Origin of the sequence: Bacillus thermotolerans, from assembly GCF_000812025.2 — a bacterium.
Lineage (GTDB): Bacteria > Bacillota > Bacilli > Bacillales > Domibacillaceae > Quasibacillus > Quasibacillus thermotolerans.
Genome location: NZ_JWJE02000009.1, coordinates 1 through 26,478, shown reverse-complemented (window position 1 = coordinate 26,478; position 26,478 = coordinate 1). Strand labels below are relative to the sequence as shown.

The 26,478-nt window shown below is 45.0% G+C and carries 28 protein-coding genes, 1 riboswitch and 1 other annotated feature; of the genes, 9 read left to right on the top strand and 19 right to left on the bottom strand.

What is annotated here, in order from left to right; all coding sequences use genetic code 11:
* Positions 1–477: 477 nt before the first annotated feature.
* Complete coding sequence (gene pepV / locus QY97_RS05660) at positions 478–1,920, bottom strand: dipeptidase PepV (RefSeq protein WP_039234097.1); 1,443 nt, start codon at positions 1,918–1,920, stop codon at positions 478–480.
* A 314-nt stretch (positions 1,921–2,234) separates the two neighbouring features.
* On the opposite strand from pepV, the gene QY97_RS05655 reads away from it, so the two are divergent.
* Positions 2,235–2,456: a DeoR family transcriptional regulator gene (locus tag QY97_RS05655; RefSeq protein WP_039234094.1), complete on the top strand. Its 222-nt coding sequence runs from the start codon at positions 2,235–2,237 to the stop codon at positions 2,454–2,456.
* A gap of 46 nt (positions 2,457–2,502) precedes the next feature.
* Here the strand turns inward: QY97_RS05655 and QY97_RS05650 are convergent, their stop codons facing one another.
* The 3 genes from QY97_RS05650 to QY97_RS05640 all read right to left on the bottom strand — a co-directional run bounded on the left by QY97_RS05650 (position 2,503) and on the right by QY97_RS05640 (position 5,822).
* Positions 2,503–3,219 carry a pseudouridine synthase gene (locus QY97_RS05650; RefSeq protein ID WP_039234091.1) on the bottom strand — a complete coding sequence of 239 codons (717 nt, stop codon included), beginning with the start codon at positions 3,217–3,219 and terminating at the stop codon, positions 2,503–2,505.
* Positions 3,209–4,099 (bottom strand): DMT family transporter, encoded by an 891-nt coding sequence (locus QY97_RS05645; RefSeq protein WP_039234315.1) that lies wholly within the window; start codon positions 4,097–4,099, stop codon positions 3,209–3,211. The genes QY97_RS05650 and QY97_RS05645 overlap by 11 nt, the downstream gene beginning before the upstream one ends.
* A gap of 103 nt (positions 4,100–4,202) precedes the next feature.
* Positions 4,203–5,822 carry a putative polysaccharide biosynthesis protein gene (locus tag QY97_RS05640; protein ID WP_039234087.1) on the bottom strand — a complete coding sequence of 540 codons (1,620 nt, stop codon included), beginning with the start codon at positions 5,820–5,822 and terminating at the stop codon, positions 4,203–4,205.
* Between the two features lie 168 nt (positions 5,823–5,990).
* Between QY97_RS05640 and QY97_RS05635 the strand changes: the two genes are divergently transcribed.
* Complete coding sequence (locus QY97_RS05635; RefSeq protein WP_039234084.1) at positions 5,991–7,244, top strand: BaiN/RdsA family NAD(P)/FAD-dependent oxidoreductase; 1,254 nt, start codon at positions 5,991–5,993, stop codon at positions 7,242–7,244.
* Between the two features lie 29 nt (positions 7,245–7,273).
* On the opposite strand, the gene QY97_RS05630 is transcribed toward QY97_RS05635, so the two are convergent.
* The 4 genes from QY97_RS05630 to QY97_RS05615 all read right to left on the bottom strand — a co-directional run bounded on the left by QY97_RS05630 (position 7,274) and on the right by QY97_RS05615 (position 11,839).
* A complete protein-coding gene (locus tag QY97_RS05630; RefSeq protein ID WP_039234081.1) occupies positions 7,274–7,468 on the bottom strand; it encodes a YpzG family protein in 195 nt (64 codons plus the stop codon).
* A 120-nt stretch (positions 7,469–7,588) separates the two neighbouring features.
* On the bottom strand, positions 7,589–7,894 hold the full coding sequence (locus tag QY97_RS05625; RefSeq protein WP_039234078.1) for a rhodanese-like domain-containing protein: 306 nt from the start codon (positions 7,892–7,894) through the stop codon (positions 7,589–7,591).
* A gap of 18 nt (positions 7,895–7,912) precedes the next feature.
* Positions 7,913–10,324, bottom strand: coding sequence for a leucine--tRNA ligase (gene leuS, locus QY97_RS05620; protein ID WP_039234075.1), 2,412 nt, complete (start codon positions 10,322–10,324; stop codon positions 7,913–7,915).
* A 45-nt stretch (positions 10,325–10,369) separates the two neighbouring features.
* Positions 10,370–10,593, bottom strand: a binding site (T-box leader).
* Between the two features lie 49 nt (positions 10,594–10,642).
* The gene (locus QY97_RS05615; protein WP_039234071.1) at positions 10,643–11,839 is read right to left on the bottom strand and encodes an MDR family MFS transporter; all 1,197 of its coding nucleotides are present in this window, start codon (positions 11,837–11,839) and stop codon (positions 10,643–10,645) included.
* A 195-nt stretch (positions 11,840–12,034) separates the two neighbouring features.
* On the opposite strand from QY97_RS05615, the gene QY97_RS05610 reads away from it, so the two are divergent.
* Positions 12,035–13,003, top strand: a complete 969-nt coding sequence (locus QY97_RS05610; RefSeq protein ID WP_039234068.1) for a TIGR01212 family radical SAM protein — start codon at positions 12,035–12,037, stop codon at positions 13,001–13,003.
* Positions 13,004–13,043: 40 nt separating this feature from the next.
* Here QY97_RS05610 and QY97_RS05605 read toward each other — a convergent pair whose 3' ends face one another.
* Positions 13,044–13,232, bottom strand: a complete 189-nt coding sequence (locus QY97_RS05605; protein ID WP_039234065.1) for an H-type small acid-soluble spore protein — start codon at positions 13,230–13,232, stop codon at positions 13,044–13,046.
* A gap of 93 nt (positions 13,233–13,325) precedes the next feature.
* Here QY97_RS05605 and QY97_RS05600 point away from each other — a divergent pair, with 93 nt between their 5' ends.
* On the top strand, positions 13,326–13,898 hold the full coding sequence (locus tag QY97_RS05600; protein ID WP_039234062.1) for a tRNA (mnm(5)s(2)U34)-methyltransferase: 573 nt from the start codon (positions 13,326–13,328) through the stop codon (positions 13,896–13,898).
* A gap of 34 nt (positions 13,899–13,932) precedes the next feature.
* On the opposite strand, the gene QY97_RS05595 is transcribed toward QY97_RS05600, so the two are convergent.
* Both QY97_RS05595 and QY97_RS05590 read right to left on the bottom strand, forming a co-directional pair.
* The gene (locus QY97_RS05595; protein ID WP_039234060.1) at positions 13,933–14,931 is read right to left on the bottom strand and encodes an LLM class flavin-dependent oxidoreductase; all 999 of its coding nucleotides are present in this window, start codon (positions 14,929–14,931) and stop codon (positions 13,933–13,935) included.
* An 84-nt stretch (positions 14,932–15,015) separates the two neighbouring features.
* The gene (locus tag QY97_RS05590) at positions 15,016–15,825 is read right to left on the bottom strand and encodes an alpha/beta hydrolase (protein WP_039234059.1); all 810 of its coding nucleotides are present in this window, start codon (positions 15,823–15,825) and stop codon (positions 15,016–15,018) included.
* Positions 15,826–15,939: 114 nt separating this feature from the next.
* Here QY97_RS05590 and QY97_RS05585 point away from each other — a divergent pair, with 114 nt between their 5' ends.
* Positions 15,940–16,470 carry a gamma carbonic anhydrase gene (locus tag QY97_RS05585; protein WP_039234056.1) on the top strand — a complete coding sequence of 177 codons (531 nt, stop codon included), beginning with the start codon at positions 15,940–15,942 and terminating at the stop codon, positions 16,468–16,470.
* Positions 16,471–16,488: 18 nt separating this feature from the next.
* Here QY97_RS05585 and metK read toward each other — a convergent pair whose 3' ends face one another.
* A complete protein-coding gene (gene metK, locus QY97_RS05580) occupies positions 16,489–17,688 on the bottom strand; it encodes a methionine adenosyltransferase (protein WP_039234053.1) in 1,200 nt (399 codons plus the stop codon).
* Between the two features lie 217 nt (positions 17,689–17,905).
* Positions 17,906–18,062: riboswitch (SAM riboswitch) on the bottom strand.
* A 299-nt stretch (positions 18,063–18,361) separates the two neighbouring features.
* On the opposite strand from metK, the gene pckA reads away from it, so the two are divergent.
* Positions 18,362–19,948 (top strand): phosphoenolpyruvate carboxykinase (ATP), encoded by a 1,587-nt coding sequence (gene pckA, locus QY97_RS05575; protein ID WP_039234051.1) that lies wholly within the window; start codon positions 18,362–18,364, stop codon positions 19,946–19,948.
* Positions 19,949–19,992: 44 nt separating this feature from the next.
* Here pckA and QY97_RS05570 read toward each other — a convergent pair whose 3' ends face one another.
* The 6 genes from QY97_RS05570 to QY97_RS05545 form a co-directional block, all read right to left on the bottom strand.
* A complete protein-coding gene (locus QY97_RS05570; protein ID WP_039234049.1) occupies positions 19,993–22,095 on the bottom strand; it encodes an MMPL family transporter in 2,103 nt (700 codons plus the stop codon).
* Between the two features lie 94 nt (positions 22,096–22,189).
* A complete protein-coding gene (locus tag QY97_RS05565) occupies positions 22,190–22,762 on the bottom strand; it encodes a TetR/AcrR family transcriptional regulator (RefSeq protein WP_039234046.1) in 573 nt (190 codons plus the stop codon).
* A gap of 101 nt (positions 22,763–22,863) precedes the next feature.
* A complete protein-coding gene (locus tag QY97_RS05560; RefSeq protein ID WP_039234044.1) occupies positions 22,864–23,106 on the bottom strand; it encodes a DUF2584 domain-containing protein in 243 nt (80 codons plus the stop codon).
* Between the two features lie 18 nt (positions 23,107–23,124).
* The gene (locus QY97_RS05555; RefSeq protein WP_039234040.1) at positions 23,125–23,901 is read right to left on the bottom strand and encodes an alpha/beta hydrolase family protein; all 777 of its coding nucleotides are present in this window, start codon (positions 23,899–23,901) and stop codon (positions 23,125–23,127) included.
* Positions 23,902–23,917: 16 nt separating this feature from the next.
* Entirely contained in the window at positions 23,918–24,397 is a 480-nt protein-coding gene (ytkD, locus tag QY97_RS05550) for an RNA deprotection pyrophosphohydrolase (RefSeq protein WP_039234037.1), read from the bottom strand.
* Between the two features lie 86 nt (positions 24,398–24,483).
* Positions 24,484–24,798, bottom strand: a complete 315-nt coding sequence (locus QY97_RS05545) for a hydrolase (protein WP_229731587.1) — start codon at positions 24,796–24,798, stop codon at positions 24,484–24,486.
* 179 nt (positions 24,799–24,977) lie between these two features.
* Here QY97_RS05545 and QY97_RS05540 point away from each other — a divergent pair, with 179 nt between their 5' ends.
* Complete coding sequence (locus QY97_RS05540) at positions 24,978–25,217, top strand: DUF6154 family protein (RefSeq protein WP_315849902.1); 240 nt, start codon at positions 24,978–24,980, stop codon at positions 25,215–25,217.
* 60 nt (positions 25,218–25,277) lie between these two features.
* On the opposite strand, the gene QY97_RS05535 is transcribed toward QY97_RS05540, so the two are convergent.
* Positions 25,278–25,718, bottom strand: a complete 441-nt coding sequence (locus QY97_RS05535) for a Dps family protein (RefSeq protein ID WP_039234032.1) — start codon at positions 25,716–25,718, stop codon at positions 25,278–25,280.
* A 145-nt stretch (positions 25,719–25,863) separates the two neighbouring features.
* Between QY97_RS05535 and ytzI the strand changes: the two genes are divergently transcribed.
* Entirely contained in the window at positions 25,864–26,028 is a 165-nt protein-coding gene (gene ytzI, locus QY97_RS19835) for a YtzI protein (RefSeq protein WP_083965792.1), read from the top strand.
* Between the two features lie 16 nt (positions 26,029–26,044).
* Positions 26,045–26,293: a membrane protein insertion efficiency factor YidD gene (yidD, locus tag QY97_RS19830; RefSeq protein ID WP_040037863.1), complete on the top strand. Its 249-nt coding sequence runs from the start codon at positions 26,045–26,047 to the stop codon at positions 26,291–26,293.
* The last annotated feature ends 185 nt before the right edge of the window (positions 26,294–26,478 follow it).

The following is a 26,478-nucleotide window of genomic DNA, read 5'->3' as shown; positions in this document are numbered from 1 at the left end:
AGCGGCTGCATAAAGCAGCCGTTTCAGACTGTAGACAAACTCGATGGAAATCGAGCGTCTGCAGTCTTTTTATTTTGCCTGTAAGTGTGTTGATTTCCACTCCAGACGCTTCGCTTTCCACGGAGCGGGCGGTGAGCCTCCTCAAGCTCCGCTTTGCGGGGTCTCACCTGTCCCGCTGATCCCGCAGGAGTCTGCGCGTCTTCCGTTCCAATCAATAAGGGTAATCAAGTTCACTAAGGAGACTTAAAAATTGTCCATGCAGGCGATGATTACTTTTGCTGCCATGAATCTTAAGAAAGTGGCCAACTGGACTTGGCAAGGTCCAGAAATGGTCTAAATGATGGCCTTGGAGAGGTCCAGTCTTTTCTATAAATAGGGTCAACGCTAGTAAAAGATCGAAAAAGGGTCCAGAATGAGACCATTCCGAACCCTTTTGTCGACAAACTGAAACGGCTGCATAAAGCAGCCGTTTTTTTATTATGCTTGTAGAGCGTCCTTGTCTCCTGCCAGCTCCCAAATAGCCTGTGCATAAATAGCCGTCGCCTTCAGCAAATCATCAATATAAATATACTCATCCTTCTGGTGAGCGACATCTTCTCTCCCTGGGAACAAGGCGCCAAAAGCAACGCCTGTTTTCAGACTGCGCGCATACGTGCCGCCTCCAATAGAAAGAAGCTCAGCTCTCTCTCCAGTTTGCTCTTCGTATACCTTGCGTAATGTCTGGATGAACGGGTGAGTCCTCTCCACATAATGCGGAGCACTGTCAGAAAAGTTTTCTATATAAAACCCATCTTCTTCAAGTTTAGTCTCCAAGTGTCCTTTTCGCTTCTCAAGAGGGAATGTAACCGGGTAGCGCATATTTAACCCTAAACGGCCGCCATTTTTCTCATCGTATGACAACTTTCCAACATTAATCGTTAAATCTCCCGTAATGTCATCCGTGTAGTCCATCTCTATGTTCTTTCCTCGCGAGCTTTGGAAGAAGCGCTCAGCCGTCCATTTAAAAAACTGGGCTGCGTTTTTGTCCAAATGACGGGAAGCAAGAAACTCAGCTAAATAAAGACCAGCATTTTTTCCATGATCCGGCTCCATCCCATGTGCAGATACACCCTTCAACGCTAGAATCAAACGTCCGTTATCAATATAGAACAGGCCATTTAAATCATTTTCTTTCATGAATATCTGATAGCTTTGAACAATTTCCGACTGGCCTCCGTTGACGGTGACTACTGCTTTTGCATAATCCGGCACCATATTATAACGCCGACCCGACTCGAAGGAATGTACCTTTACCTCCTCCCCGCCTCGCTTGCCAGACTGCTCAGCTATTTTCTGGACAATATCGAAATCGGCAATCCCCTTCTCTGCATGAATAATTGGAAAATCGGCATCAGGGGCAAACCCTACAGTCGGCATTTCCTCTTTTTTAAAATAAGCATCGACACATCGCCAGTCGCTCTCTTCGTCGGTGCCGATAATCATGCGTACACGTTTATGTAACGGGAGGCCTAATTCCTTTATGATTTTCATTGCATAATAGGCAGCCATCGTTGGACCTTTATCATCAATCGCTCCACGGCCAAACAGCTTTCCATCCTTCTCCTCCCCTTTGAAAGGATCGAATGTCCAGCCATCGCCAGCAGGCACTACATCCACATGACACAAAATTCCGATGAGTTCTTCCCCTTCGCCAAACTCCAAGTGTCCCGCTACCCGGTCCACTTCCTTTGCCGCAAATCCGTCCGCTTTGCCAAGGTTCAGCATAAAATCGAGTGCTTTCTTAACTTCCTCTCCAAGCGGAGCCTCTGGTGTTGCTTGAGCTTCATCAAGAACACTCTTGACCGCAAGGAGTGAACGCAAGTCACGAAGCAAGCTCTCCTTCCGCTTCTCTACTTCTCCTGCCCAATTCATTCTTTTCATCAGCTCCCTCCTTATCCTTTTACTCATTTTACCTTGAGATGAGAAAAAACAAAATAAATTGCCCTTTCAGACCAGGAAGAAATAAAAAGTGTTAATCTAGTGCAAATTAAGGGTAAATAATATGTAAAATAGATGAAACGAAGCATTTTTTCTAGCAATCACCATATAAATGAGATAAAATGAAATTGTCAGACATCTTGTATTCTTTCGCAAAGGAGCTGTCTGCCGTATAGAATTACATATCGCAAATACCATGATTAACCTGTCGTCTGTTGGATCGTCGTCTCTGTGAAAAAAGATGAGGGAGTGGTTTTTTGAAACCTTCAACAAATCGAATGTTAACTCGGATCAAATCAGTCTATCTGTTCATTAAGGAGAATGGGACTGTTTCGACTCAGGAAATTGTAGATGAATTTGGTATCACTCCTCGCACCATTCAAAGAGATTTGAATGTGTTAGCTTATAATGGCTTAGTAATTAGCCCACAACGCGGCCGGTGGACAACAACACATAAGAAAGTAAAAATGACTTCATAATATAACCCCCTGCCATAAACACGGCAGGGGGTTTCACTTGTTTCTCTTATAAGCTGCTTCCTTTTAGCAGGTCGATCTCTTCTTCTGTCAGCTCTCGGTATTCACCAAGCTCCAAGTCCTCATCTAATTGGAGAGGCCCCATGGAGATACGCTGCAGGTAGACGACTCTCTTCCCTACTGCAGCAAACATACGCTTCACTTGATGGAATTTTCCTTCTGTAATGGTTAGCTCAATATCCGAGCGCAGCCCGCTTTTAAGAATCTTCAAATCTGCCGGCTTTGTTACATAGCCATCATCAAGCGTAACTCCTCGCTGAAAGATTCTCCCGTCTTCATCTGTTACTTCCCCATCAATCACTGCGAAGTATGTTTTCGGTACATGCTTTTTAGGGGAAAGCAGCTGATGAGAAAGCACCCCGTCATTCGTAAGAAGCAGCAGTCCTTCGGTATCCTTATCCAAACGCCCGACAGGAAACGGTTGAAACACCGCATGGGAGGGCTCAAGCAAATCGACAACCGTTTCATCCCGCACATCCTCTGTTGCCGAGATCACTCCCGGCGGCTTATTCATCATTAAATAAATAAACTCCCGGTAGTACACCTCTTCGCCATGCACGGTGATCAAGTCGCTCTCATGATCCACGTGCTGTTTCGCTTCTTTAAGCACTTGACCATTTACTTCTACCGCTCCTTGTTTTAAAAGCTGTTTCACATCCTTGCGGCTCCCATAACCGCTTGCCGCTAAAAGCTTATCAATTCGCATCCATCTTTCCCTCCTTTGAAGATTTCTTTACCCTCGATAACATCAGAACTGTCGTGATGATAAAAATAGTACCCAGCCACTCTCCAATACCGAACTGCACGTCAAGAAAAAGGATGGATAAGAAGACAGCTGACAGCGGCTCTGCACAGGAGAGCAGACTAGTTTCGGCAGGTTTTAAATAGTTCAAGCTCTCTAAGTAAAAATAGAACGAAAGCAGCGTGCCAAAGACAATCACAAACACAACTGCCACTATAGTAACAAAAGAAAAAGTACCTGTTAGCTCCCACGGAGGGTAAAAGAGGCTGAATACGATCCCCGCAATCACCATCCCCCAGCCAACGACGATCTCCGACCCCCACCTTTGCAGAAGCTTGAGTGGCAGCAGTGTGTAGATTCCGAGAGCAACAGCCGCACTTATTCCCCAGAATACAGCTTCTCCTGAAATAGCCAGTTCATTCGGGTTCCCGCCCGTTACAAGAAGGAAGGTTCCAAATAAGGACAAAAGCACCGCGATGATTTCCTTCGTTTCCGGACGGGCTTTCGAGCGGATAGCTAAATACAGAACGATAAGTACTGGAGTCAAGTATTGCAAGACTGTTGCGGTTGCTGCATTTCCCGCTTCGATGGCTGAAAAGAACGTATACTGGACAGCCAGCATACCGAACAAACTGAAGAGGATTAAAGATGGCCAGCTGAACCGGTCTTTCCATATGCGGAATACTGGCTGCTTCTTTTTAAAAGAAGCAAAAAGCAGAAGCAGCAGACCGGCAAACAGCAGACGCATAGTGACAAGCCACTCAACCGCAACTCCTTTTTCATCAAAAAGAAATTGCGCCACTACGCCTGAGCTGCCCCAAAATACAGCACTTGAAAGAACCATAATAATTCCTTTTGTTCTTAAGTTAACAGAAAGACTATTTTCCACCTTTCCCCCTCCTCCCTGAAAGCTAAAAATAAAAGCGAGCGAGAAAGAAACTCCTCACTCAGCCTTTTGCTCTTTTTAATTTATTTTTCAAGCGGTCGAGCCTTGAGCCGAATACTATGTCAGCAAGTCCTGACCGGATACTTAGTGCAAAGTAGACAGCCGCACCTAATATGGCACAAATAACAATCAACACAACACTCTGCATTTTGCTGTCCGTACTAAGCAACGGCAAGAGCATAAAGTAAGCAGCTAAGACAACAATGGACATGATGATATTGTATAAGAAAATCTGTCCAATCTTTCCGGCGACTGACCGGAGAGAATATTGGGCATAATGGCGAATAACGAGCAGATTAATGATAATGGAAGCTCCATATCCGATCGCTGTTGCATAAATGGCCCCTTCTGCTTGAAACAGCTTAATAAGCGGAATGTTTAAGGAGAGCTTCAGCAGGATGCCGAACAGCAAACTGAATACCGTAAAGCGCTGCTCATTAATCCCTTGCAAAATAGCAGCCGTTACACTAAACAATGCGAATAAAATAGCAACCGGTGCATAGGCCCGTAAAATTTCCGTACCATCTATGCTATGCTCATAAAACACGGTATAGATGGGTTCAGCTAACAGCATAATGCCGACAACGGCCGGCACTGTTAGGAAGAGAAGCACCTGGAAGGTTTGGTTCAGCTGCCTTTTGACTGCACCCTCTTCTCTCGAGACAAAAGAGCTCGTAACAAGCGGGACAATCGTCATTGCAAAGGCAGTCGCCAGCGAAACAGGGATAATGACAATTTTCTGCGCGCTGAAATTGACAATTCCAAACAGCGTATCCGATATACCCGCTAGACCTATAGAAGCCATGGCCCGGTTAAAGGTAATCATATCCACCAGCTGATAAAGCGGAATGGCGATGCCAACGAAAATAAAAGGAATTGCATAAACAACAATTTCACTGTAAATGCCGCCAAGTGATACTTGAACTTGGCCTTTATCCTGTACAAGAAGCTCATCTAAGTGTTTTTTCCGCTTCTTGAAATACCAGAACAGCGTCAGCAGGCCAAATACCGCTCCAACGAAAGCGGCGAATGTGGCGACGCCGATTGCCTCCACAACGGTTCCGCCCCACACATACAGTACAAGAAACGAGCCGCCTAGTAAAAAGACAATACGGGCGATTTGTTCAATCACCTGTGACACAGCTGAAGGTCCCATCGATTGATGTCCTTGGAAGAACCCGCGCATAATACTCATAAATGGTACGATAATTAAAGCAAAGCTCACCGCTCGGATGACATAAGCAACCTCCGCCACTGTGTAAATTTGTTCATCATCTGATATAACCATTTGAGCAAATACAGGGGCAAAAGTATACATAGCAAGGAACGCCAGGAAGCCGGTCAGCAGCATGATAACAAGCCCCGACCTGAAAAGGCGCCTTCCTACTTCATACTCCTCGAGTGCATTGTATTTAGCAATGAACTTAGAAACCGCCAGCGGGATCCCTGCTGTCGCCAGGCTGATAAAAATCGTGTACGGTACATAACCATACTGGTAAAGAGATGTCGCCTCCTCCCCTACAATTGCGTAAAACGGAATGACGTAGAATAAACCAAGAAACTTGGAGATAAATGTCCCCAAGGTTAAAATAAAAGTACCTCTAATCAGCTTTGAAGACATACAAATTCCCTTTCTATCCCTTTAAGATAATGCACACACTAAAAATCAGTTTACCTCTTTCCTATCGTTCTGACAATTTATAACGAGTATATTTATCTTGTTAAATTGACAAGCAGGAAGGGAATCTTTTACGATGAGAAGACTGTTCAAGAAAGAGAGGAAGCAATCATGGATTATGATGTAATCGTCGTGGGCGGCGGACCGTCGGGGCTTATGGCTTCTATCGCAGCCGGCGAACAGCAGGCACGGGTACTGCTGGTTGATAAAGGCAATAAGCTCGGACGGAAGCTGGCTATTTCCGGAGGCGGCCGCTGTAACGTGACGAACCGCCTCCCCGTTGATGAAATCATCCGGCACATCCCAGGTAACGGGCGGTTCCTATACAGCGCTTTTTCCATCTTCAATAATGAAGATATTATCCGCTTCTTTGAAGATTTGGGGATTGAGCTTAAAGAAGAAGATCATGGCCGGATGTTTCCCGTCAGCAATAAGGCCCAATCAGTGGTTGACGCTCTTCTTCGCCGTATTGATGAACTCAATGTAGATGTGCGGGTGAATACAGCTGTAGAGACCCTATTGTTTGAAGGTGGACAAACAGCCGGCATAATGCTGCGTGACGGTCAAACCATCCGAAGCCGGGCGGTCGTCGTAGCAGCGGGCGGAAGCTCTGTCCCTCATACAGGCTCTACTGGGGACGCCTACCCATGGGCAGAAGAAGCGGGACACACGGTGACAGAGCTCTATCCGACAGAGGTGCCAGTCACTTCTGATGAATCGTTTATTAAAGAGAAGAAGCTTCAAGGGCTGTCTCTGCGCGGCGTGGCACTCAGTGTATTGAATCCGAAAGGGAAGCCTATTATTACTCATCAAATGGATATGATCTTCACTCACTTTGGCGTATCAGGCCCTGCAGTTCTGCGATGCAGCCAGTTTGTCGTCAAAGCCTTGAAGAAAAGCAAGACAGGCGAAGTCTTTATGGCGATTGACAGCTTCCCTGACCAGCACGAAGAACAGCTATTCCAGCATTTGCGAAGGCAGCTTGCAGAACAGCCGAAAAAAGCAATTAAAAATACTTTAAAAGGCCTGCTGCCCGAGCGGTACTTGTTATTTCTCCTAGAGAGAGCTGAAATAGATGAGAACACGCCCGGAAGCAATGTCAGCACAGAGAAACTTCGGCAGTTCACCCGCTTATGCAAGCAGTTCCGGTTTGCTGTTAACGGGACGCTTCCGCTTGAAAAAGCATTCGTCACAGGCGGTGGCATTTCTATTAAGGAAGTGGACCCTAAGACCATGGCATCCAAAAAAATGCCGGGCTTGTTTTTCTGCGGAGAGGTGCTCGATATCCACGGTTACACGGGCGGCTATAATATCACTTCCGCTCTCGTGACGGGCAGACTCGCTGGCATGAATGCAGCAAAATAAAAAAGCAGGGGGATCCCCCTGCTTTTTTATTAACAAAACCGGTTTTCGTTCGAGACGCTTCGCATAATCCTTGTGTGCAGCGATACCTCCGTATGCCCGTTCACCTGTGACTTCGTACGCTTTGGACGTGTCCAGTTATGGCTAAACTTCTGAGTCGTCGGATCCTGCCAATCTCTTTTGGCCATGCTGCTCACCTCACCGGTATTTTTAAAAGAGATATTCATCTCGAATATCTCTTTTAGGATGTGTAGAGAGTCCATCAGATATAAGCCACATGTGCATCCATTTGCTGGATGCCTCAAAAAAGCAGCCCTTGAAGGGATCAAGGGCTGCTTTTTCCTATATTATTCTGTTTCTCCTGTCCACTCCAGCATGCCGCCTGTCATGTTGCGGACCTTGAATCCTTGATCACGCATGAAGTGGCAAACATTGGTACTGCGTCCACCCGAACGGCAAACGAAAATATACTCTTTTTCCTTATCGAACTTGTCCAGGTTCTCAGGAATAGTCCCCATAGCGATATGTTTAGCTTGAGGAATTTTTCCAGCAGCTACTTCTTCATCTTCACGCACATCAATTATTTCCAGCTTTTCTCCATTTTCAAGCTTTTGTTTTAACTCTTCTGTTGTAATTTGCGGAATTGATTCCATGTTTTTTCATCCTTTCTTCTAGTTAGCTACAATATTAACCAGTTTACCCGGTACAGCTATCACTTTACGCACTGTTTTACCGTTAATTTGCTCTTGAACCTTCTCTTCGTTCATAGCGATTTGTTCCATTTCTTCTTTTGTTGCTTCTTTAGAAATCATTAATTTTGCTTTCACCTTGCCATTCACTTGAATAACGATTTCTACCTCATCATCTACCAGCTTTGTCTCATCGAATGTCGGCCAAGCTTCATAGCTAATTGAACCTTCATGACCAAGCTTTTCCCACAGCTCTTCAGCCAGGTGAGGAGCTATCGGTGCAAGCAGTTTCACGAAGCCTTCTACATATTCCTTTGGAAGTGTCTCGGCTTTGTAAGCTTCATTAATGAACACCATCATTTGTGAAATAGCTGTGTTAAAGTGCAGGTTGCCGTAGTCTTCCGTCACTTTCTTTACAGTTTGGTGATATACCTTCTCCAGCTCATTGCCTGAGTCGGTTATTTTGTCGCTAAGCTCTTCATTTTCTTGAACAAGCAGACGCCAGATACGGTCAAGGAAGCGGCGCGCCCCGTCAAGACCCGTGGTGGACCAGGCAATAGAAGCATCCAGCGGTCCCATGAACATCTCATACAGACGAAGCGTGTCAGCCCCATGACTCTCGACAATTTCATCTGGATTTACGACGTTTCCTTTGGATTTACTCATCTTTTCGTTATTTTCTCCAAGAATCATCCCTTGGTTATACAGCTTCTGGAACGGCTCCTTCGTCGGTACAACGCCAAGGTCATACAATACTTTGTGCCAGAAGCGTGCATATAATAAGTGAAGGACGGCATGCTCTGCTCCGCCGATATAAATATCAACCGGCAGCCATTGCTTTAATTTTTCCGGATCAGCCAGCGCTTCATCATTGTTTGGATCAATAAAGCGCAGGTAATACCAGCAGCTTCCCGCCCATTGCGGCATTGTATTCGTTTCGCGCCGGCCTTTTTTGCCTGTTTCTGGATCTACTACATTTACCCAGTCATCAATATTAGCAAGCGGCGATTCGCCCGTACCGCTCGGCTTAATTTCAGTTGTTTCAGGTAACACAAGCGGCAGCTCCTCTTCCGGAACTGTGCTCATTGTACCATCTTCCCAATGAATAATTGGAATTGGCTCTCCCCAATAACGCTGGCGGCTAAATAGCCAGTCACGCAGACGGTAAGTAACCTTCTTCGTGCCATTGCCTTTTTCCTCAAGCCACTGGATCATCTTCTCAATCGCTTCTTCTTTATTTAAGCCATTTAAGAAGTCTGAATTCACGTGCTCACCGTCGCCTGTGTACGCCTCTTTATCCACATCTCCGCCCGCTACTACTTCTTTGATCGGCAGCTCAAATTTCTTCGCGAATTCATAATCACGCTCATCATGCGCCGGAACAGCCATAATAGCACCGGTTCCGTAGCTCATTAGCACGTAATCCGCAATCCAGATTGGCATCTTCTCTCCGTTGACTGGATTGATTGCATAGGCACCCGTAAACACGCCTGTTTTATCCTTCGCAAGATCTGTACGCTCCAGGTCGCTTTTTGATTTTACTTGATCCAAATAGCGCTCTACCGCTTCCTTTTGGTCAGCTGTCGTGATCTTTTCCACAAACGGGTGCTCGGGAGCCAATACAGCGTAAGTGGCACCAAAGAGTGTATCTGGACGTGTCGTAAACACCGTAAATGTTTCTTCATGTCCTTCAATTCCAAAGGTGACCTCTGCCCCTTCTGAACGTCCGATCCAGTTACGCTGCATATCCTTAATGCTTTCCGGCCAGTCCAGCTCTTCTAAGTCTTCAAGCAGACGATCAGCATAAGCTGTAATTTTCAGCATCCACTGTTTCATCGGGCGGCGCTCAACCGGGTGTCCTCCCCGCTCGCTCTTGCCGTCGATAACCTCTTCATTGGCAAGTACTGTACCAAGGGCCGGGCACCAGTTGACAGGCACTTCATCTACATAGGCCAATCCTTTTTTATACAGCTGTAAGAAGATCCATTGTGTCCACTTATAGTAGCCAGGATCTGTCGTATTAATTTCCCGGTCCCAGTCGTAAGAGAAACCGAGAGATTTAATTTGACGGCGGAAGTTATCAATATTATGCTTCGTAAATTCTGCCGGGTCATTTCCTGTATCTAGTGCATATTGCTCCGCCGGCAAGCCAAAAGCATCCCAGCCCATTGGGTGAAGAACATTATATCCCTGCATCCGCTTCATTCTGGATAAAATATCGGTTGCCGTGTAGCCTTCTGGGTGTCCTACATGAAGACCTGCTCCTGAAGGATAAGGGAACATATCCAATGCGTAGAACTTACGCTTGTCTGCCTCACTTGTTGTTTTAAATGTTTTATTTTCTTCCCAATACTGCTGCCACTTTTGTTCAATCTTCTGATGATTGAAACTCATATGTAACACCCTTTCCTGTTGATATGAAAAAACTCCCGCCCCACAAGTTGGGACGAGAGAGAGATTCCCGCGGTACCACCCACATTAGCGCAAACGATCGCGCTCTGCTTCGTATCTGTAACGCCGATTACAGCGGCAGGCATTACTTTTTGTTTCACACCTGCGATTCAAGAGGCGAGTTCATAGATTTTCCGGACTGGCTTGCACCGGCCGCCAGCTCTCTGTTTACCGAAAGAACACCATTACTACTCCTCAATCACTATCTTTCCATTATTCAGTCTACAACTATTTTAGACAATATTTCTCTCTGTTGCAAGCCTAAAGAGAAGACGCAGACACAGCCGGCACCTCTTCTTTCCCTTTTAGAGGACGGTCATATACAACGGTCAAACTAACACTGATAGCAAGCAAAGCAATTAAAACAAAGAACAGAACAGACATGCCGTACAAGTCAACAAGCATTCCGCCAAGTACTGGTCCAAACATCCGGCCGGCTGTCGCTGTGCTGTTTACGACCCCTTGATAGAACCCTTCGCGTCCTTTTGGGGAAAGCTGATTCGCAACAGTCGGCACTGCAGGCCAGACAAGCATTTCACCTACCGTCAGAATCAGCATAGCGGCAAGGAATCCTTTGAAGTCGCCAGCAAACGCTGTGACAGCAAAAGACACAGCAAAAATACAAATACCAGTAATGATCTGTTTTTTCATATTATCCTTAAAGATCTTCACTAGATAATTAATCAGCGGTTGGCCGAAAACAATAAGCGTACCATTAATAGTCCACAACAAACTGTACTGTTTGAGGCTGATATTCAATTCTTGTGTGTAAGTAGCAATAGTAGACTGCCACTGTACGTAGCCAATCCAGCAAATCATGTAGGCAGCGCATAGGATGAATAATGCATTTAGCTTGCTGCGGCTCTTCACAGCTCCACTCTCCGCTAGAACGCTCGTCTGGCTCCCTTGCACTTTCTTCATGCCCCGATAGCCAAAGGCGGCAATCAGGAAGAACGCAGTAAACATCATTAGATTCGCGCCAAATATATAAGCAAACGAAAAGGAAGCAACAAAGCCGCCGAGTGCGGAACCAAGTGCCACCCCTGCATTTTGCGCAATATATATGGCGTTGAAGGCGCGCCGTCCGCCCTCTGGCCACACTGCACCGACGAGCGCATACACCGCTGGGAAGATCATACCGGATCCAAAGCCGACAATTGTCAGGAAGAATACATAATGCGGCCACCCGTTCCAAAATGTCATTCCCGTCATAGCAGTAACATTGATAAATGCTCCCAGCAAAATTGTCCGATAGCCTCCCAGCCGGTCAAATAAGGTACCGCCGAGTAAATTGCCAACCACTGTTGCACCTGCGTTCAACATTAAAACAACCCCTGCCACAGACAAGGATTTCCCTAACTCTCCATGTATATAAATTGTATTTAAAGGCCATAAAAACGAGGATCCTGTTACATTAATGACCATACCAATGACTAACAACCAAACAGCTTTTGGCATACTGTCTCCCCCATCTAACCGTTATTTCGTATTCCAAAGTAACAGTTTAGAGAGCACAGGCAGTTTTTTCAAGCTGTTTTCCGAACTTACTATTCTGACTAGTCTCTATGGATAACCATAGTATTTCCCTCCCCGCTCATGATACACTTTTTCTTTGAAGTATCCCCTTGATACTGGACAGAAAGGATGAAACCAATGACAACAAATCCGTTTCCTTATGCAAGTGACAATAAACGCTATCATACATGGAATTATCATCTGCGTAAGCACTTTGGCCATAAAGTCTTTAAGGTAGCATTGGACGGCGGTTTTGACTGCCCGAACCGTGATGGCACAGTAGCCTTTGGCGGGTGTACATTCTGCAGTGCGGCCGGTTCCGGCGACTTCGCTGGCAGCCGTGCCGATAGTTTAGAAGCACAGTTTCAAGAGATAAAAAATAAAATGCATCGCAAATGGAAGGATGGTAAGTATATCGCTTATTTTCAAGCCTATACGAATACCCATGCCCCAGTCGATGTACTTCGGGAAAAGTACGAAACCGTGCTTAGCCAGGATGGCGTCGTTGGCTTGTCCATTGCAACTCGCCCTGATTGCCTTCCAGATGAGGTAGTTGACTATTTAGCTGAGCTGAACGAACGGACTTATCTGTGGGTGGAGCTCGGTCTGCAAACCGTTCACGAAAAGACAGCTAATCTCATTAACCGGGCACATGATTTTCCGGCTTATGTAGAAGGGGTGGAGAAGCTTCGCAAACACAATATTCGTATCTGTTCTCATATTATTAACGGACTCCCTATGGAAACACCGGAGATGATGATGGAAACGGCCCAGGCAGTTGCTGGTTTAGATGTACAGGGAATTAAAATTCACCTTCTCCATCTGTTGAAAGGCACACCTATGGTCAAGCAATATGAAAAAGGCATGCTTGAGTTTCTCTCTTTAGAGGAGTATGTCCAGCTCGTATGTGATCAGCTAGAAATCCTCCCGCCCGAGATGGTGATTCATCGCATTACTGGTGACGGACCCATTGATTTGATGATCGGTCCGATGTGGAGCGTGGATAAATGGACCGTTTTAAATGCGATTGATGCAGAGCTTCATCGAAGGAACAGCTTTCAAGGGGCACGCTTTCTTCAGAAGCAAACGACTAAGCTTTCCTTCTAACTAAGATCCCCCGCTCCCTTTAAGGGAACGGGGGATCAAATTAGCGGGTCTCTTCCTCTTTTAAGTCTTTAATGGCAACTTGTGTCCGCTCCTCCAGCGGGCCCCTTAGATGAACGGTCGCCATTTCATTCTCTTCATGAAGTTCATCAATCCAGATAGATGTCCCAGCAAAGGTCACATCAATATCAGCAGAGGAAGAAACGATTTGCTTTGCACGCTTCATATCCATTGTGCTAACCTCCTAAATAAATGATGAATGTAGTTTGTGAAAGGAAAGAAATTTTATACAGTCATCACAAAATGATGTGAAAGGAGACTTTTTATGAATATGGATGGTATTCTTCCGTTCGCCCGGCTGCTTCTTGAAAAGGTAGTGACGGACGGAAGCGCGGCCATTGATGCAACAGTAGGAAACGGCCATGATACAGTCTTTCTTGCAAAGCTTACCGGCAGCAATGGACATGTATTCGGCTTTGATATACAAAAGCAGGCATTGGAAAATACAGCTGTCCGCCTTCAAGAGCACGGCCTGAGCAATCGCGTAACGCTCTTTGAGGAAGGACACGAGCATGCAGCTGAGGTGATCCCTTCTGAATGGCACGGACGGCTCTCAGGGGCCGTATTTAATCTTGGATATTTGCCGAAGGGAGATAAATCAATTGTTACGAAACCAGATACAACCATTGAAGCAGTAACACAGATATTCTCTATGCTCTCCCCCGGCGGAATCATTGTGCTCGTGATTTATCATGGACACACGGAGGGGGCTGAAGAAAAAGAGAAATTGCTTCACTTCGTACAAAGCATGGATCAGACAAAAGCACACGTGCTTCGCTATGAATTCATTAATCAAGCTAATAATCCCCCATTCATTGTGGCTATCGAAAAGCGCTGAATTAAAAAAGGAAAACGGCTGCCGTTTTCCTTTTTTATTGAACAGCTTCCCTTAGCCACTCAAATGATTGCAGTTTTTTCTCAAAGTCATACACGATGGTAACAGCCATAATCTCTTCCGTTTCATATTGCTCGCTAATCCGCTTAAATTGCTCGCGAACGGTAGCCGGACTGCCGACAACCATGCGCTTCCGGTTTTCCTTAATATAGGGCCGCTCATACTTATTGTACTCGTAAGCGGAAGCCTTCTCTGGGCTCGGCGTACCATTGAGCTGCATGCCCTGCGCACCCATGATTAAGGAATAATCCAGACTGGAGGCCAGATATTCAGCCTCCTCATCTGTCTTTGCGCAGATGGTGAATACCGCGGTCAAGTTTTTAGGCTGGTTCAGTAAAGGGGATGGCTGGAAGTGCTTCAAGTAGGCAGCCATATGCTCTGACCCTCCATCTCCATTAATAAACTGGGCAAACGCATAAGGGAGCCCTTTCTCTGCTGCGAGCTTGGCACTGGATAAGCTGGACCCAAGCACCCATACTTCCGGAACGGTTTGCACAACTGGAGAAGCCTTTAATCCCGGATAAGGTCCGCTTTCCACGTCTCCCTTCACATAACCGACCAATTCGTCAATCAATTCCGGAAAAAGATCCTTTTTCCTCGGCTGGCCGTTGTTAAGTGCCCAAGAGGCAATGGGCATGCCTCCTGGCGCCCGCCCCACACCTGCATCGATCCTTCCTGGCGCAAGCCCCTCAAGCAGCCGGAAATTCTCTGCCACTTTATACGGGCTGTAATGGGTCAGCATTACACCGCCCGAGCCTAGACGAATCCGTTCTGTCTTGGCCGCTAAATAGGCGATGAGCACTTCTGGTGATGAGCCCGCCAGATGAGAAGCGTCATGATGCTCAGATACCCAAAAACGTTCATAGCCCAGCGCTTCTACATGACGGGCAAGCTGTACGGTTTGCCTCAGCGCTTCTTCTGCCGTTGTCCCTTCTGAGATAGGAGACTGATCCAGTACACTTAATTTAATCGTCAATGGCTACTCCTCCTCTGTTGCCTGCCTGTAACAGAATATTATGGCAAACAGCGTTCTTTCAACCCATTAATCTATTAATTTATCTCATGTTACATAGCCCAGCAGGCGCAGGCGGCTGTCTACAAATTCCATCGTATAGCGAAATACTTCCTCCCGCTCCGGCTCATTGAATAACTCATGATACAGCTCAGGCCATTCCTTATAATGCATCTCTGAAACATCAAGCTTGTTGAACCATCTTTTTACACTCTTCTTGTCTACAATTAAATCGCTGCCCGCCTGCATAACAAGAAGCGGTACATCAAGGGAGTCTGCTGCCTTAAGGCTGGCTGTTTTCGTTGCCTGAATCAGTTCCCGGTACCAGCGGACAGATACTTTATGAATATAGAGCGGGTCATCTTTATCAGCCTCCCGTATTTCCTCATTGCGTGTAGCCATTTCTAGAGTTAAACCAGACGGAAACTTTAACGAAGGCGAAAGAGAACTTAGCCCATGCGACATCATCTCTAATACTTTAGGCGGTGTATGAAGCATGCCGAGGCATGGAGACGCCAGGATCACCCCTGCTACTTCGATGTCTTCTTTTATTTCCTGAAGAAGGCGGATAACGACGAGTCCTCCCATGCTATGTCCTAGCAAGAAGACCGGCAAGTTGAATTGATAAGAGGCCATCAGCCACTCTCTTACTTCGTCAATATATTCATTAAAAGAAGAAATATGGCCTCTTTTCGCCCGGGAAGTCATGCCGTGGCCAGGCAGGTCTCCCATTACTACATGAAACCCATTCTTACGCCACATCTCAATCAGCCAGCCGTAACGGCCGTGATGTTCCATTGCTCCGTGTACCATAACGATGACGCCTCTTGGCTGTTCCTCTGTTTCCCACTTCCACACGACCTATTCCTCCTCCAACTTTCCCTTTTTTACTTTCCATTATACAAATGTTGTCGTTTTAGATACAATAATAAGAAAATTTGTTTTTTATCCAGAAAGGAAGGAAAAAAAGAAATGATTTATCCTTATAAAGGAAAAACCCCTGAAATTGCCGATTCAGCTTTCATCGCTGACTACGTATCCATCAGCGGCGATGTCAAAATCGGTGAGAAGTCAAACATCTGGTTCAACACCTCTATCCGGGGGGATGTCGCACCGACCATCATTGGAAATAAAGTGAGCATACAGGATAACTCGGTGCTTCATCAGAGTCCAAACAATCCGCTTATTATCGAGGATGAGGTAACCGTCGGCCACCAAGTGATCCTGCACAGCTGCAAGATCAGAAAAGGTGCGTTAATCGGTATGGGCTCCATTATTCTTGATAATGCGGAAATCGGAGAGGGCGCCTTTATTGGTGCAGGAAGCCTCGTTCCTCAAGGAAAGGTGATTCCTCCTCACTCCTTAGCATTCGGCCGCCCTGCAAAGGTGATTCGCCCAGTCAATGACCATGACCGTCAGGAAATGGAGCGAATCGTTAGAGAATACGTCGAAAAAGGTGAATATTACAAAAGCCTACAACAAAACCCTGCGAACTCAGAGTGAGTTCGCAGGGTTTTACTATTAGTTCGTGGCTTGTTGTTTTAACACTTCCGCTTTGTCTGTTCTTTCCCATGGAAGGTCAACATCGATACGTCCGAAATGTCCGTAAGCAGCTGTTTGCTTGTAGATTGGGCGACGCAGACCCAGCATATTAATGATACCCGCCGGACGAAGGTCAAAGTTGCTGCGAATCAATTCTACGAGCACTTCTTCAGATACTGTGCCAGTACCGAATGTATCAACTGAAATGGAAACCGGCTGTGCTACACCGATCGCATAAGCAAGCTGCACTTCACACTTCTCGGCTAAGCCGGCAGCAACAATGTTTTTTGCTACGTAGCGGGCTGCATAAGCAGCAGAACGGTCTACTTTTGTCGGATCCTTACCGGAGAAGGCCCCCCCTCCGTGACGAGCATAACCGCCGTATGTATCGACGATGATCTTACGGCCTGTTAAACCGGCATCTCCTTGTGGGCCGCCAATAACGAAACGTCCTGTCGGGTTAAGGAAATATTTTGTCTCCTCGTCGATTAGCTCAACCGGCACTACTGGCTCAATAACGTGCTGACGCAGGTCCTGCTGAATCTGTTCTAAAGAGATTTCCGGATGATGCTGTGTAGAAATAACAATTGTGTCGATTCTTACTGGTTTATCATTCTCGTCGTATTCAACAGTTACCTGTGTTTTTCCATCGGGACGCAAATAAGGAATAATCTCTTCCTTCCTTACTTGTGTCAGACGGCGGGATAACTTATGAGCCAATGAAATTGGAAGCGGCATTAGCTCTTCTGTTTCATTGCAAGCAAAACCAAACATTAACCCTTGGTCTCCCGCACCAATCGCTTCAATTTCTTCATCGCTCATTTTACCTTCCCGGGCTTCCAACGCTTGGTTTACGCCGGCTGCAATATCAGGGGACTGCTCATCGATTGAAGTTAATACTCCGCATGTGTCAGCATCAAAGCCGTATTTCGCGCGAGTGTAGCCGATTTCTCTTACTGTCTCGCGGACAATCTTGTTAATGTCGACATACGAAGTTGTAGAAATTTCCCCAGCTACTAATACAAGACCAGTTGTCACGGATGTCTCTGCTGCTACACGTGCATTAGGGTCCTGCGTTAAAATTTCATCCAAAATCGCATCAGAAATCTGATCACAAATTTTGTCCGGATGGCCTTCAGTAACTGACTCTGAAGTAAATAGACGGCGATTTGTTGTCATGATACTTCCTCCTTGAAATGACCAGCTTACACTGATCGTTAGTTGCACGGTACTCATTTTCCTTAAGTTTATTCTTTCCAAACACGTTCTGTAAAATTATACGCAAAATTGAATAGAACAATTTAGCCTATAATTGCTGAACAGAACGCAGAAATAAAAAACTCCTCTCCTGAAAATAAAGAGAGGAAAGGTTAGACGTTTCAACTTAGGCCTTTCACTCTTATCGTTCAAGGTTTTTCCCTTGCTGCAGGTTGGCACCTTTGTCTTGAAAATATGTATAATAGAAGCGATTGATAAACAACCTTCGCTTCCTTAGGATCAAGCAGGTTGCCGGGCTTCATTGGGCCTGTCCCTCCGCCAGCTCAGGATAAGAGTATCCGTTCAAGGTTACATCTTACGTAATTCCCCCATTAATGTCAACAACTATCCTTAAAAACAGGGCTTTCTGCTTCCTTCTTTGTCTAAAAACACCCTTCAGCAGACAAATCAGTTTCAGTCATGTAAAATGTAGAAAAACCGTTGTATTATGATAAATATCTTGCAAAAATAAGCCGACAATAAAAAATAACAAAAAATCAAATAATAGTATAGACTATTAATGGGAATGTGTTATACTATTTTTGAGAATTGACAGATCACATACATTTACTAGATAAAGGATGGTTATAAATTTATGAAGACTGTGAACATCGCAAGCGAAATTGTGGATCTTTTAAAGGGCTCTAACGTAACTATACAGCCATCTGTGCCATTGCTTGTAGAAAAGGTATTAAATCGCGAGGAAGGCGTTTTAACAGCCTCTGGAGCGGTGCGCGCAGAAACTGGAAAATATACTGGCCGTTCGCCTAAAGATAAATTTATTGTCGAGGAACCTTCTACGAAGGATAAAATTGATTGGGGACCAGTCAATGAGCCTATTTCTAAAGAAGTGTTTGATCAATTATACACGAAAGTGATCGGTTACTTAAAGGAAAAAGAAGAACTTTTTGTTTTTAAAGGCTTCGCGGGTGCAGATCAAGCAAACCGCTTACCAATCCAGGTGATTAACGAGTATGCATGGCATAACCTTTTTGTTCATCAGCTCTTTATTCGCCCGACTGAAGAAGAATTGAAAAACCACCAAGCTGGCTTCACTGTCATCTCAGCACCAGGCTTCAAAGCTGACCCTGAAGTTGATGGCACAAGATCAGAGGCATTTATCATCGTATCCTTCGAGCGCCGTGTTGTCTTAATTGGCGGTACAGAATATGCAGGTGAAATGAAGAAGTCAATCTTCTCCGTTATGAACTACCTGCTTCCTGAAAACGACGTTCTGCCAATGCATTGCTCAGCGAATGTTGGCTATGAAGGCGATGTGGCTCTATTCTTCGGCCTTTCCGGTACAGGGAAAACAACGTTAAGTGCTGATCCAAACCGCCGCCTGATCGGTGATGATGAGCATGGCTGGTCATCAAACGGAGTATTCAACATCGAGGGCGGCTGCTATGCGAAGACAATCGGCCTTACACGTGAGAAAGAGCCGCAAATCTACGATGCGATCCGTTTCGGTGCAGTATTAGAAAATGTTGTTCTTGATGAAAATACACGCATTCCGGATTACGAAGACAATTCATTAACAGAAAATACACGTGCGGCTTACTCGCTTCAAGCTATGGATAATATCGTAGATCCAAGTGTAGCTGGCCATCCGAACACAATTATCTTCTTAACAGCGGATGCATTCGGCGTATTGCCTCCAATCAGCAAATTAACAAAAGAACAAGCGATGTACCATTTCTTAAGCGGCTATACTTCTAAGCTTGCCGGTACAGAACGCGGCGTAACTGCTCCTGAAGCTACATTCTCTACATGCTTCGGTTCACCATTCCTTCCGCTTGAAGCGACACGCTATGCGGAAATGCTTGGTAAGAAAATTGATGAACATAACGTTCAAGTCTTCCTAGTAAATACAGGCTGGACTGGCGGAGAATATGGTGTTGGTTCCCGCATGAAGCTTGCTTATACGCGTGCGATGGTTCAAGCAGCTCTTGAAGGCGAATTAAACAACGTTGAAACTTACACAACAAAAACATTCGGCCTGCAAATTCCGCTTCATGTACCTGGTGTTCCTGATGAAGTGTTAATCCCGCGCAAAGCATGGGCAGACGAAGATGCGTTTATGACTAAAGCAAAAGAATTGGCTGACAAATTCCGTGAGAACTTCAAGAAGTTCGAAAATGTTTCAAAAGAAATCGTTGAACTTGGCGGACCAGTGTTATAATCACCTAAAAAAAGCGTGCCTCTCTTCGAGAGCACGCTTTTTTACTATCTTGCTTGCTTCCTTTCACTTGCCCGGTTCTTTTCAAAGAATATCAGCAAAGACGGCAACAATAACCCCCGGACTAAGAACGTATCAATTAAAATCCCTATGGCGACAATAAAACCAAAGACAAATAAAATTTCGATTGGCTGTGTCATTAGCACGGCGAATGTAGCGGCGAGAATAATACCAGCCGAGGAGATCACTCCTCCTGTCTTCGACACCGCTATTTTGACAGCCTCCTTCAGTGGATACTTTTCACGCTCTTCTAAGTAACGAGAGACAAGGATAATATTATAATCGATGCCCAGTGCTACTAGGAAGATGAAGGCATATAGCGGCACCCGTGTACTAATCGCATCAATACCGAAAAACAGTTCGGTTAAGAATATTCCTAATCCGAGTGCTGATAGGAAGGAAACCAAGATGGTACCTACCATATAAATCGGCATCTTAACCGAGCGGGTCAGAACGATCAGCATGACAAAAATCAAAATAGTTTCTAGTAACACAATTACCTTTAAATCACGGTTGTTTAGCAAGCGGTCATCCACATTTTGAGCTGTCTCTCCGGCAAAATAAAGCTCTCCCTCTGCCCCGGCAGCTTTTACAATGGCTTCTTTATTTTCGCGGAGGGCCTCTAGCGCCTTCATAGCCGGTTCTTCATAAGGGTTGCCCTCAAAAGATAAGGATAGCTCCTGAGCTTCTCCATCCTCACTTACAGCTGATGGAGTAACCGTCCCTACTCCGGGTTGTTGTTCAAGCTCAGCAGCCAGACGCTCTGCTTCCCCATTCCCTTCGAAGATGACAGTTGTCGGTGCTACATCGCCAGCTGCAAACTTCTCTTCCACGACTTCATAGCCTTGAAGAGAAGGCATATCATCCGGAAAAGACTTTAACGTATTAAATTCATATTTGATGTTTAATGTATTCAACGAAGTGACAATCATCAGCAGAAGAACCATACCGCCAGCAATAAGCGGCCGGCTCGTTACAAAGCTTCCCACCTTGCTCCAAAGGCCACTCTCCTGTTCAGCTTTCCCTCCTACTTGAGGCACTTTTGGCCAGAAAGATCTGCGTCCAAATAAAATAAATAAAGCAGGAACGAGGGTTAAAGAACCAATCATGATTACTGCCATGACAGTAGCGAAGATAGGCGCAAAGTTTTGGTAGTCACCGATAGAAGCAAAGAATAAGACAAGCATCGCTGCTAACACGGTTCCTCCTGAGAAGAAAAGCGGTTCGCCTGTTCCTCTCATTACCTCTTTCATCGCTTTGTATTTATCATCGTACACCTTGAGTTCTTCTCGGTAGCGAGCCAGCACGAACAGTGAATAATCCGTTACCGCTGCGAACAGCAGAATCGTCATAATGGATAATGATTGGCTGCTCATGTCGAGTCCGGCTTTGCCGTACAGCCCTAAAATCCGGTCAGTAACAGCATACACCACTGCAGAAGCCAGCAATGGAATAAGCGCCAAAAGCGGCGAGCGGTAAATAATAATTAAAAGTGCCAGAATAATCCCCACAGTGGACAGCAGCAGAACAATATCTGCCTGTGAAAAGAGAGCAGTGGTGTCTACCGCAATCCCAGCCGGTCCAGTCACATAGATCCCTGTATTCTCCGCTTGTTCAGAAGCAATCTTATTGACTTCATTAATACCTGCTTCGATTTCGTCTGTCTCAAGCCCTTCCTCAAATATGAAAGGAATGGCCGCAGCTGAACGATCCTCAGAAAGAAACTGCTCTTGAGCTGGAGGCGGAAGCTTATGAAATGGTACAATTTCCTTTACTCCATCAACAGCGGTTTGCTGCATATGTTCAACTGCTTGAGAAAGTGCGGTCAATTCTAATTCGCCGTTCTCTGTATTAAATACGAGAATGGCAGGTGTCCCTTCATCGTCTGGAAAGTAATGAGAAGCTTTCTCCGCCGCTTCCATCGCTGGTGAATCGTCAGGCAGGGACTGGATAGAAGATACGCTGTAATCACGTGAGCTTGGCGCTAATACACTGAGCAATACAGCTGCAAGCAGCCAAGCAAGAATCACTATCCACCTTCCTTTCCGAGTCGACACCCGATCTGTAAGCGGCCTAAGTAGCTCTTTCATTCATTCTCCTCCTTGTCTATTAAAAAACTCAGCTCTTTTTCATTAAAAACAATATTGACATGAGTGTCAAAAATAAAGCAAGGAAAGGGAGCGATTATTTTTTTCCGCTCCCTTCATACCAAATATTAAATAAATAATCCGCCCACTCTTCAGAAGGCAGCTGCATGACATTCGGTGTGTTAATCAGTTGAAAAAATAAACTCGCTAGAATAACAAACGGAATATCCCGTCGTACCACCCCTTCATTTTGCGCCTGTTGAAAAATTCGGGAAAGCTGGTCACTAAGTGTCTCATGCATACCCATAACCTCTCGGACAAGCTCGGCCGCTTTTTCAGACTGAGATACATCTATTTTTCTTACGTCTCCCAGTATGGCATGAAGATCTGCCTCCTGCATATACATTCGAAGCAGATCACGCAGAGCATTTAACGGCTCTCGTTCATCTACCTGCTCAGCCTTCGCAACTGTACGTACCATCGCTCTCTTCATACAGGCAGCAGCTATTTCTTCTTTATTGGCGAAGTACTGGTAAATCGTACTCCGCGCCCCGGATGCTAAATGCTCGGCTAGCTTCTTTAAATGAAAGCTGCTATAGCCCTGTTCAATGATTAGCTGTTCCGCAGTATCCAAAAGCTCTTCCTCCGTAAACGCTCTTTTTCTAGCCATTCACCTCACCTTTCTTTTTACTGTTTATCAACCGCTCTTACTTGAACAAAAAACGACGGCCGCGTGTCTTTGCCGCCGTTTAATATTGTCTATTTCCCTCATTAGTTTGTGGTATTTAAAGAGATGAGCCTATACGTAATGGTAGTCTCCTCGCTTTCCCACTCCACTTTTTCAATCACAGCTGTCCCGGTTGGATCCCCATCGCGCACTTTATGCACGCTCAGCGGTATATCAATCGGATAAAGGCGGTATCCTTTTTTCTTCAGCGAAAATAAGTTTTCCTCATGACGCGTTTCTTTTCCCTTCGTCACAATCATCGTATTGAGTTCCATCGGCATTCCCATAGTCGTTCCTCCTCACTTTTATTCTCTATGTTTCTTCATCCATCGTCCTACATCGGTCACAATTCTTCTGTTAACACGAGGCGGAAAATAATGGTTGTACTCCTTAAAATACCATGTCTCCACTGTTTTCTCTAATTCTTGCAGTCTTCTTTCTAAACGGAATGCATGCTCAGGCGAGACATTCTGATCATGCATTCCGTGAATGATGAGAACTGGTGCATCTATTTTATCAAGCTCGTACAATGGTGTGCGCCATCTATACACCTCTTCATCCTTATAAGGGCTGGCACCAATTACCCGCTTCATCATCCGACGCAGATCTTTCCTTTCTTCATAGGTTAAGACCATATCTGAAACCCCGCCCCATGTCACGATCGAGGCAGGATTCCTTTCCAGGGCGGTCAGAAGGGCCATGACACCTCCCCGAGAAAAGCCAAAAATATGCACATGATGATTCACTCTCGGGTGAGACATAAGCAAATCAAAAGCGGCAAAGGCATCCATCCGGTCTTCTCCAGCAAAATCCTCGTTTCCCTCACCGCCCCGGTTTCCCCGATAGAACGGTGCGAAAACAATAAAACCTTCAGAGGCAAACTGTGCTATGCGGGCGGGCCGCACCATTCCCACGTTTTTGATGCCTCCACGTAAGTAAAGGAATCCGTCGTACGTTCCTTCCTCTTTCGGCTCTGCAAGCATTCCCTTTACCTTTAAACCATCTGACCAATATGTAACCATGGATAGGCGCACACGCGGATTGGGAGAAGGGAAACGATAGCAATCAATGATTTGATCCATCTTATCACCACATTTATTATTGTTTAAGCCACTCGTTCTCTTCCAGGAAGTTAAGCGTTCTCTCTACTACCTCATCCTTCATTAGAAAGCTAAAGCGGGGATTCATCCTTTCCGTACGCAAATCCTGGTCGAATAACATGGGGCCGTTCGTTTCTAAATAGTGCTGCTTCTTTTCTATTTTCCCAATTTCCGCAAAGAAAACCGCTTTTACAAACGGGTTCTCCGGCTGATTTACATAATACTCTCCAATAAAAGACAACGTGTCCACAACCGCTCCCGTTTCTTCATACACTTCACGCACGGCTGCTTGCTCCAGTGTTTCTCCAGTTTCCACCTTTCCGCCGGGGCACTCTAGCCCTCTTTTCGGGTGGCAGGTAAGCAGCCAATTTTGATGATATCGACAAAAAACAAGGACATGCCGGGCAGACAAGGAAAAAGCATTCCTTGTGAAAGAAAGCGTTACCCGGCAGCCATTTTGATCTGTGAATTCAAACATATTCGTTCCCCTGCTGATTTATTTTTATATGTTGAATCCATTATACCTTATTTTCTTCTAAGCGTGAGCCTCTGTGCCTCTGTCTGCTACTCCTTCTTCCATATATCCTTGACATACTGTTTTGCCTCTTCGTCCCCAAGCTGATAAATCATCTCGTATACCTGTTCCATACGGCTGTCATATTGATCATTTTCCCGGTCATAATGATATTGAACGTACGGCACATGAGCTCGGAGAAAGTTTGCCCATTCTGTTGAATAATTGGCATTAAACAGCTCCCTCAAAGCGGTAATCTCTTCGTCTGTTGCCTCCACTTTAAAGTTCCATGGAGAATCAGTCGAACTTCGCATAATTTCCCCATTGGCAATTGAAATATAATAAGTATTCTTCTCCTTCTGCACAATAAACACCTCCTTTTTTTAGCTTTCCCACGGCTATTCAGAAAAATGAGTAGAATTTCTTCTATAAGTTGGTGCTTATTCGCTGGTTTATTCGCTCCATTTAGGGTATAACTGTTATAAAGGGATAAGGAGAGTCTTACATATATCTTAAAACAAAGGAGAGGATTATCTTGAAATTGGTGGATGAATTATTCGAAATCTATAGAGGCAGGCTCCAAGGAACGGAAGAAGATCTGGACATGATTACACTAACCGTTCTTGAGCAACTGTCTCAAGAAGAAATTTTAAATATGATTAAAGATTTAAAAGAAGAGGAATTAGCCTATTTTTTCCGTTTATACCTGTTTGAAGCATTAAAGCAAAAGTTCGATACGAACGACACATATCACTCCCTCCCGAACAATCGACTCTATCACTAAATCACCCATACATAAGAAAAGGATGTTCCCAATTTACTTGGGAACATCCTTTATTTTTGTTTATTTTCCTAGATAAGACTTAAGCATCCACACGTGCTTCTCTAGGCCCTGATGAATAGATAACAGCATATCACCCGTTGTTTCATCATTGACCTCCGCTGCAAGATCCATGGCTTCTTTAAGTTCTGTAATCATCGTTGTAAAGTCGTTGGCTACGGATTGGACCATCTCATCAGGAGACTCATTGCCGCTAGCTTCTTCGATGGAAGCCATTTCTAACGACTCTTTTAACGTAGCCACTGGTTTTCCTTCAAGGGCTAATAGTCGTTCGGCTAATTCATCAATGTGCACGCCTGCTTCTGTATAGAATTCCTCAAACTTTTCATGAAGTGAGAAGAATTGCGGACCTGTTACGAACCAGTGATAATTATGTAGCTTCGTATACATGACTGTCCAATTTGCAATTTGTTTGTTTACACTGCTAATTAATTGTTGAGACATCTAATTCATTCCTCCTAATTATGTTATGCCTTTTCTATCACCACTACTTATTCATTACCACTGCATGAGGATTTAAAACATTCTTTTTCAGCGGGAAGAAAACATGATATGATAAATGAGAACAAATGGATAGGAGGAATGCTTCATGGCCGTTGTTATGGTCATTTCTATTATTATTATCTTCGCTGTGATTGCTATGTCTGTTGTTGCAGTGAACAAAGCATATAAATTCAAACATACAGTCGATCCAATCGAAGAACATAAAGATCATTCATCAACTGTTCTTGAGAAAAAAGAACAGGACAAGTAAGGATGACTTATCAGCAATGAAACAACTATTTATTTGGCTGATCCGCTTTTATCAAACATGTATTTCACCCTTAAAGCCGCCGACATGCCGTTTTTACCCGACATGTTCTCATTACGGCTTAGAAGCAGTTAAGCGGTTCGGCGCATTAAAGGGCGGATACTTAACCGTCAGACGAATTTTAAAATGTCATCCCTTCCACCCAGGAGGTTTTGACTTCGTTCCAGACTCTTGGACTGATCGCAACAAAAGCCGTGAATCTCAGTGATTCACGGCTTTTCATTCTGTTGATAAAGTCTTCTGTCAATGGACAAGCAATGAAAAAATATGTAGAATCTCCTCAGAATACATGAAAGAGGAGATTTTTTTATGTTCTTTTCTCACACCTACCAGGAAATTGAACAAAACCGGGCGTTCTATCTTCACATGTATGATGCTTCCCATCAGCTTGTC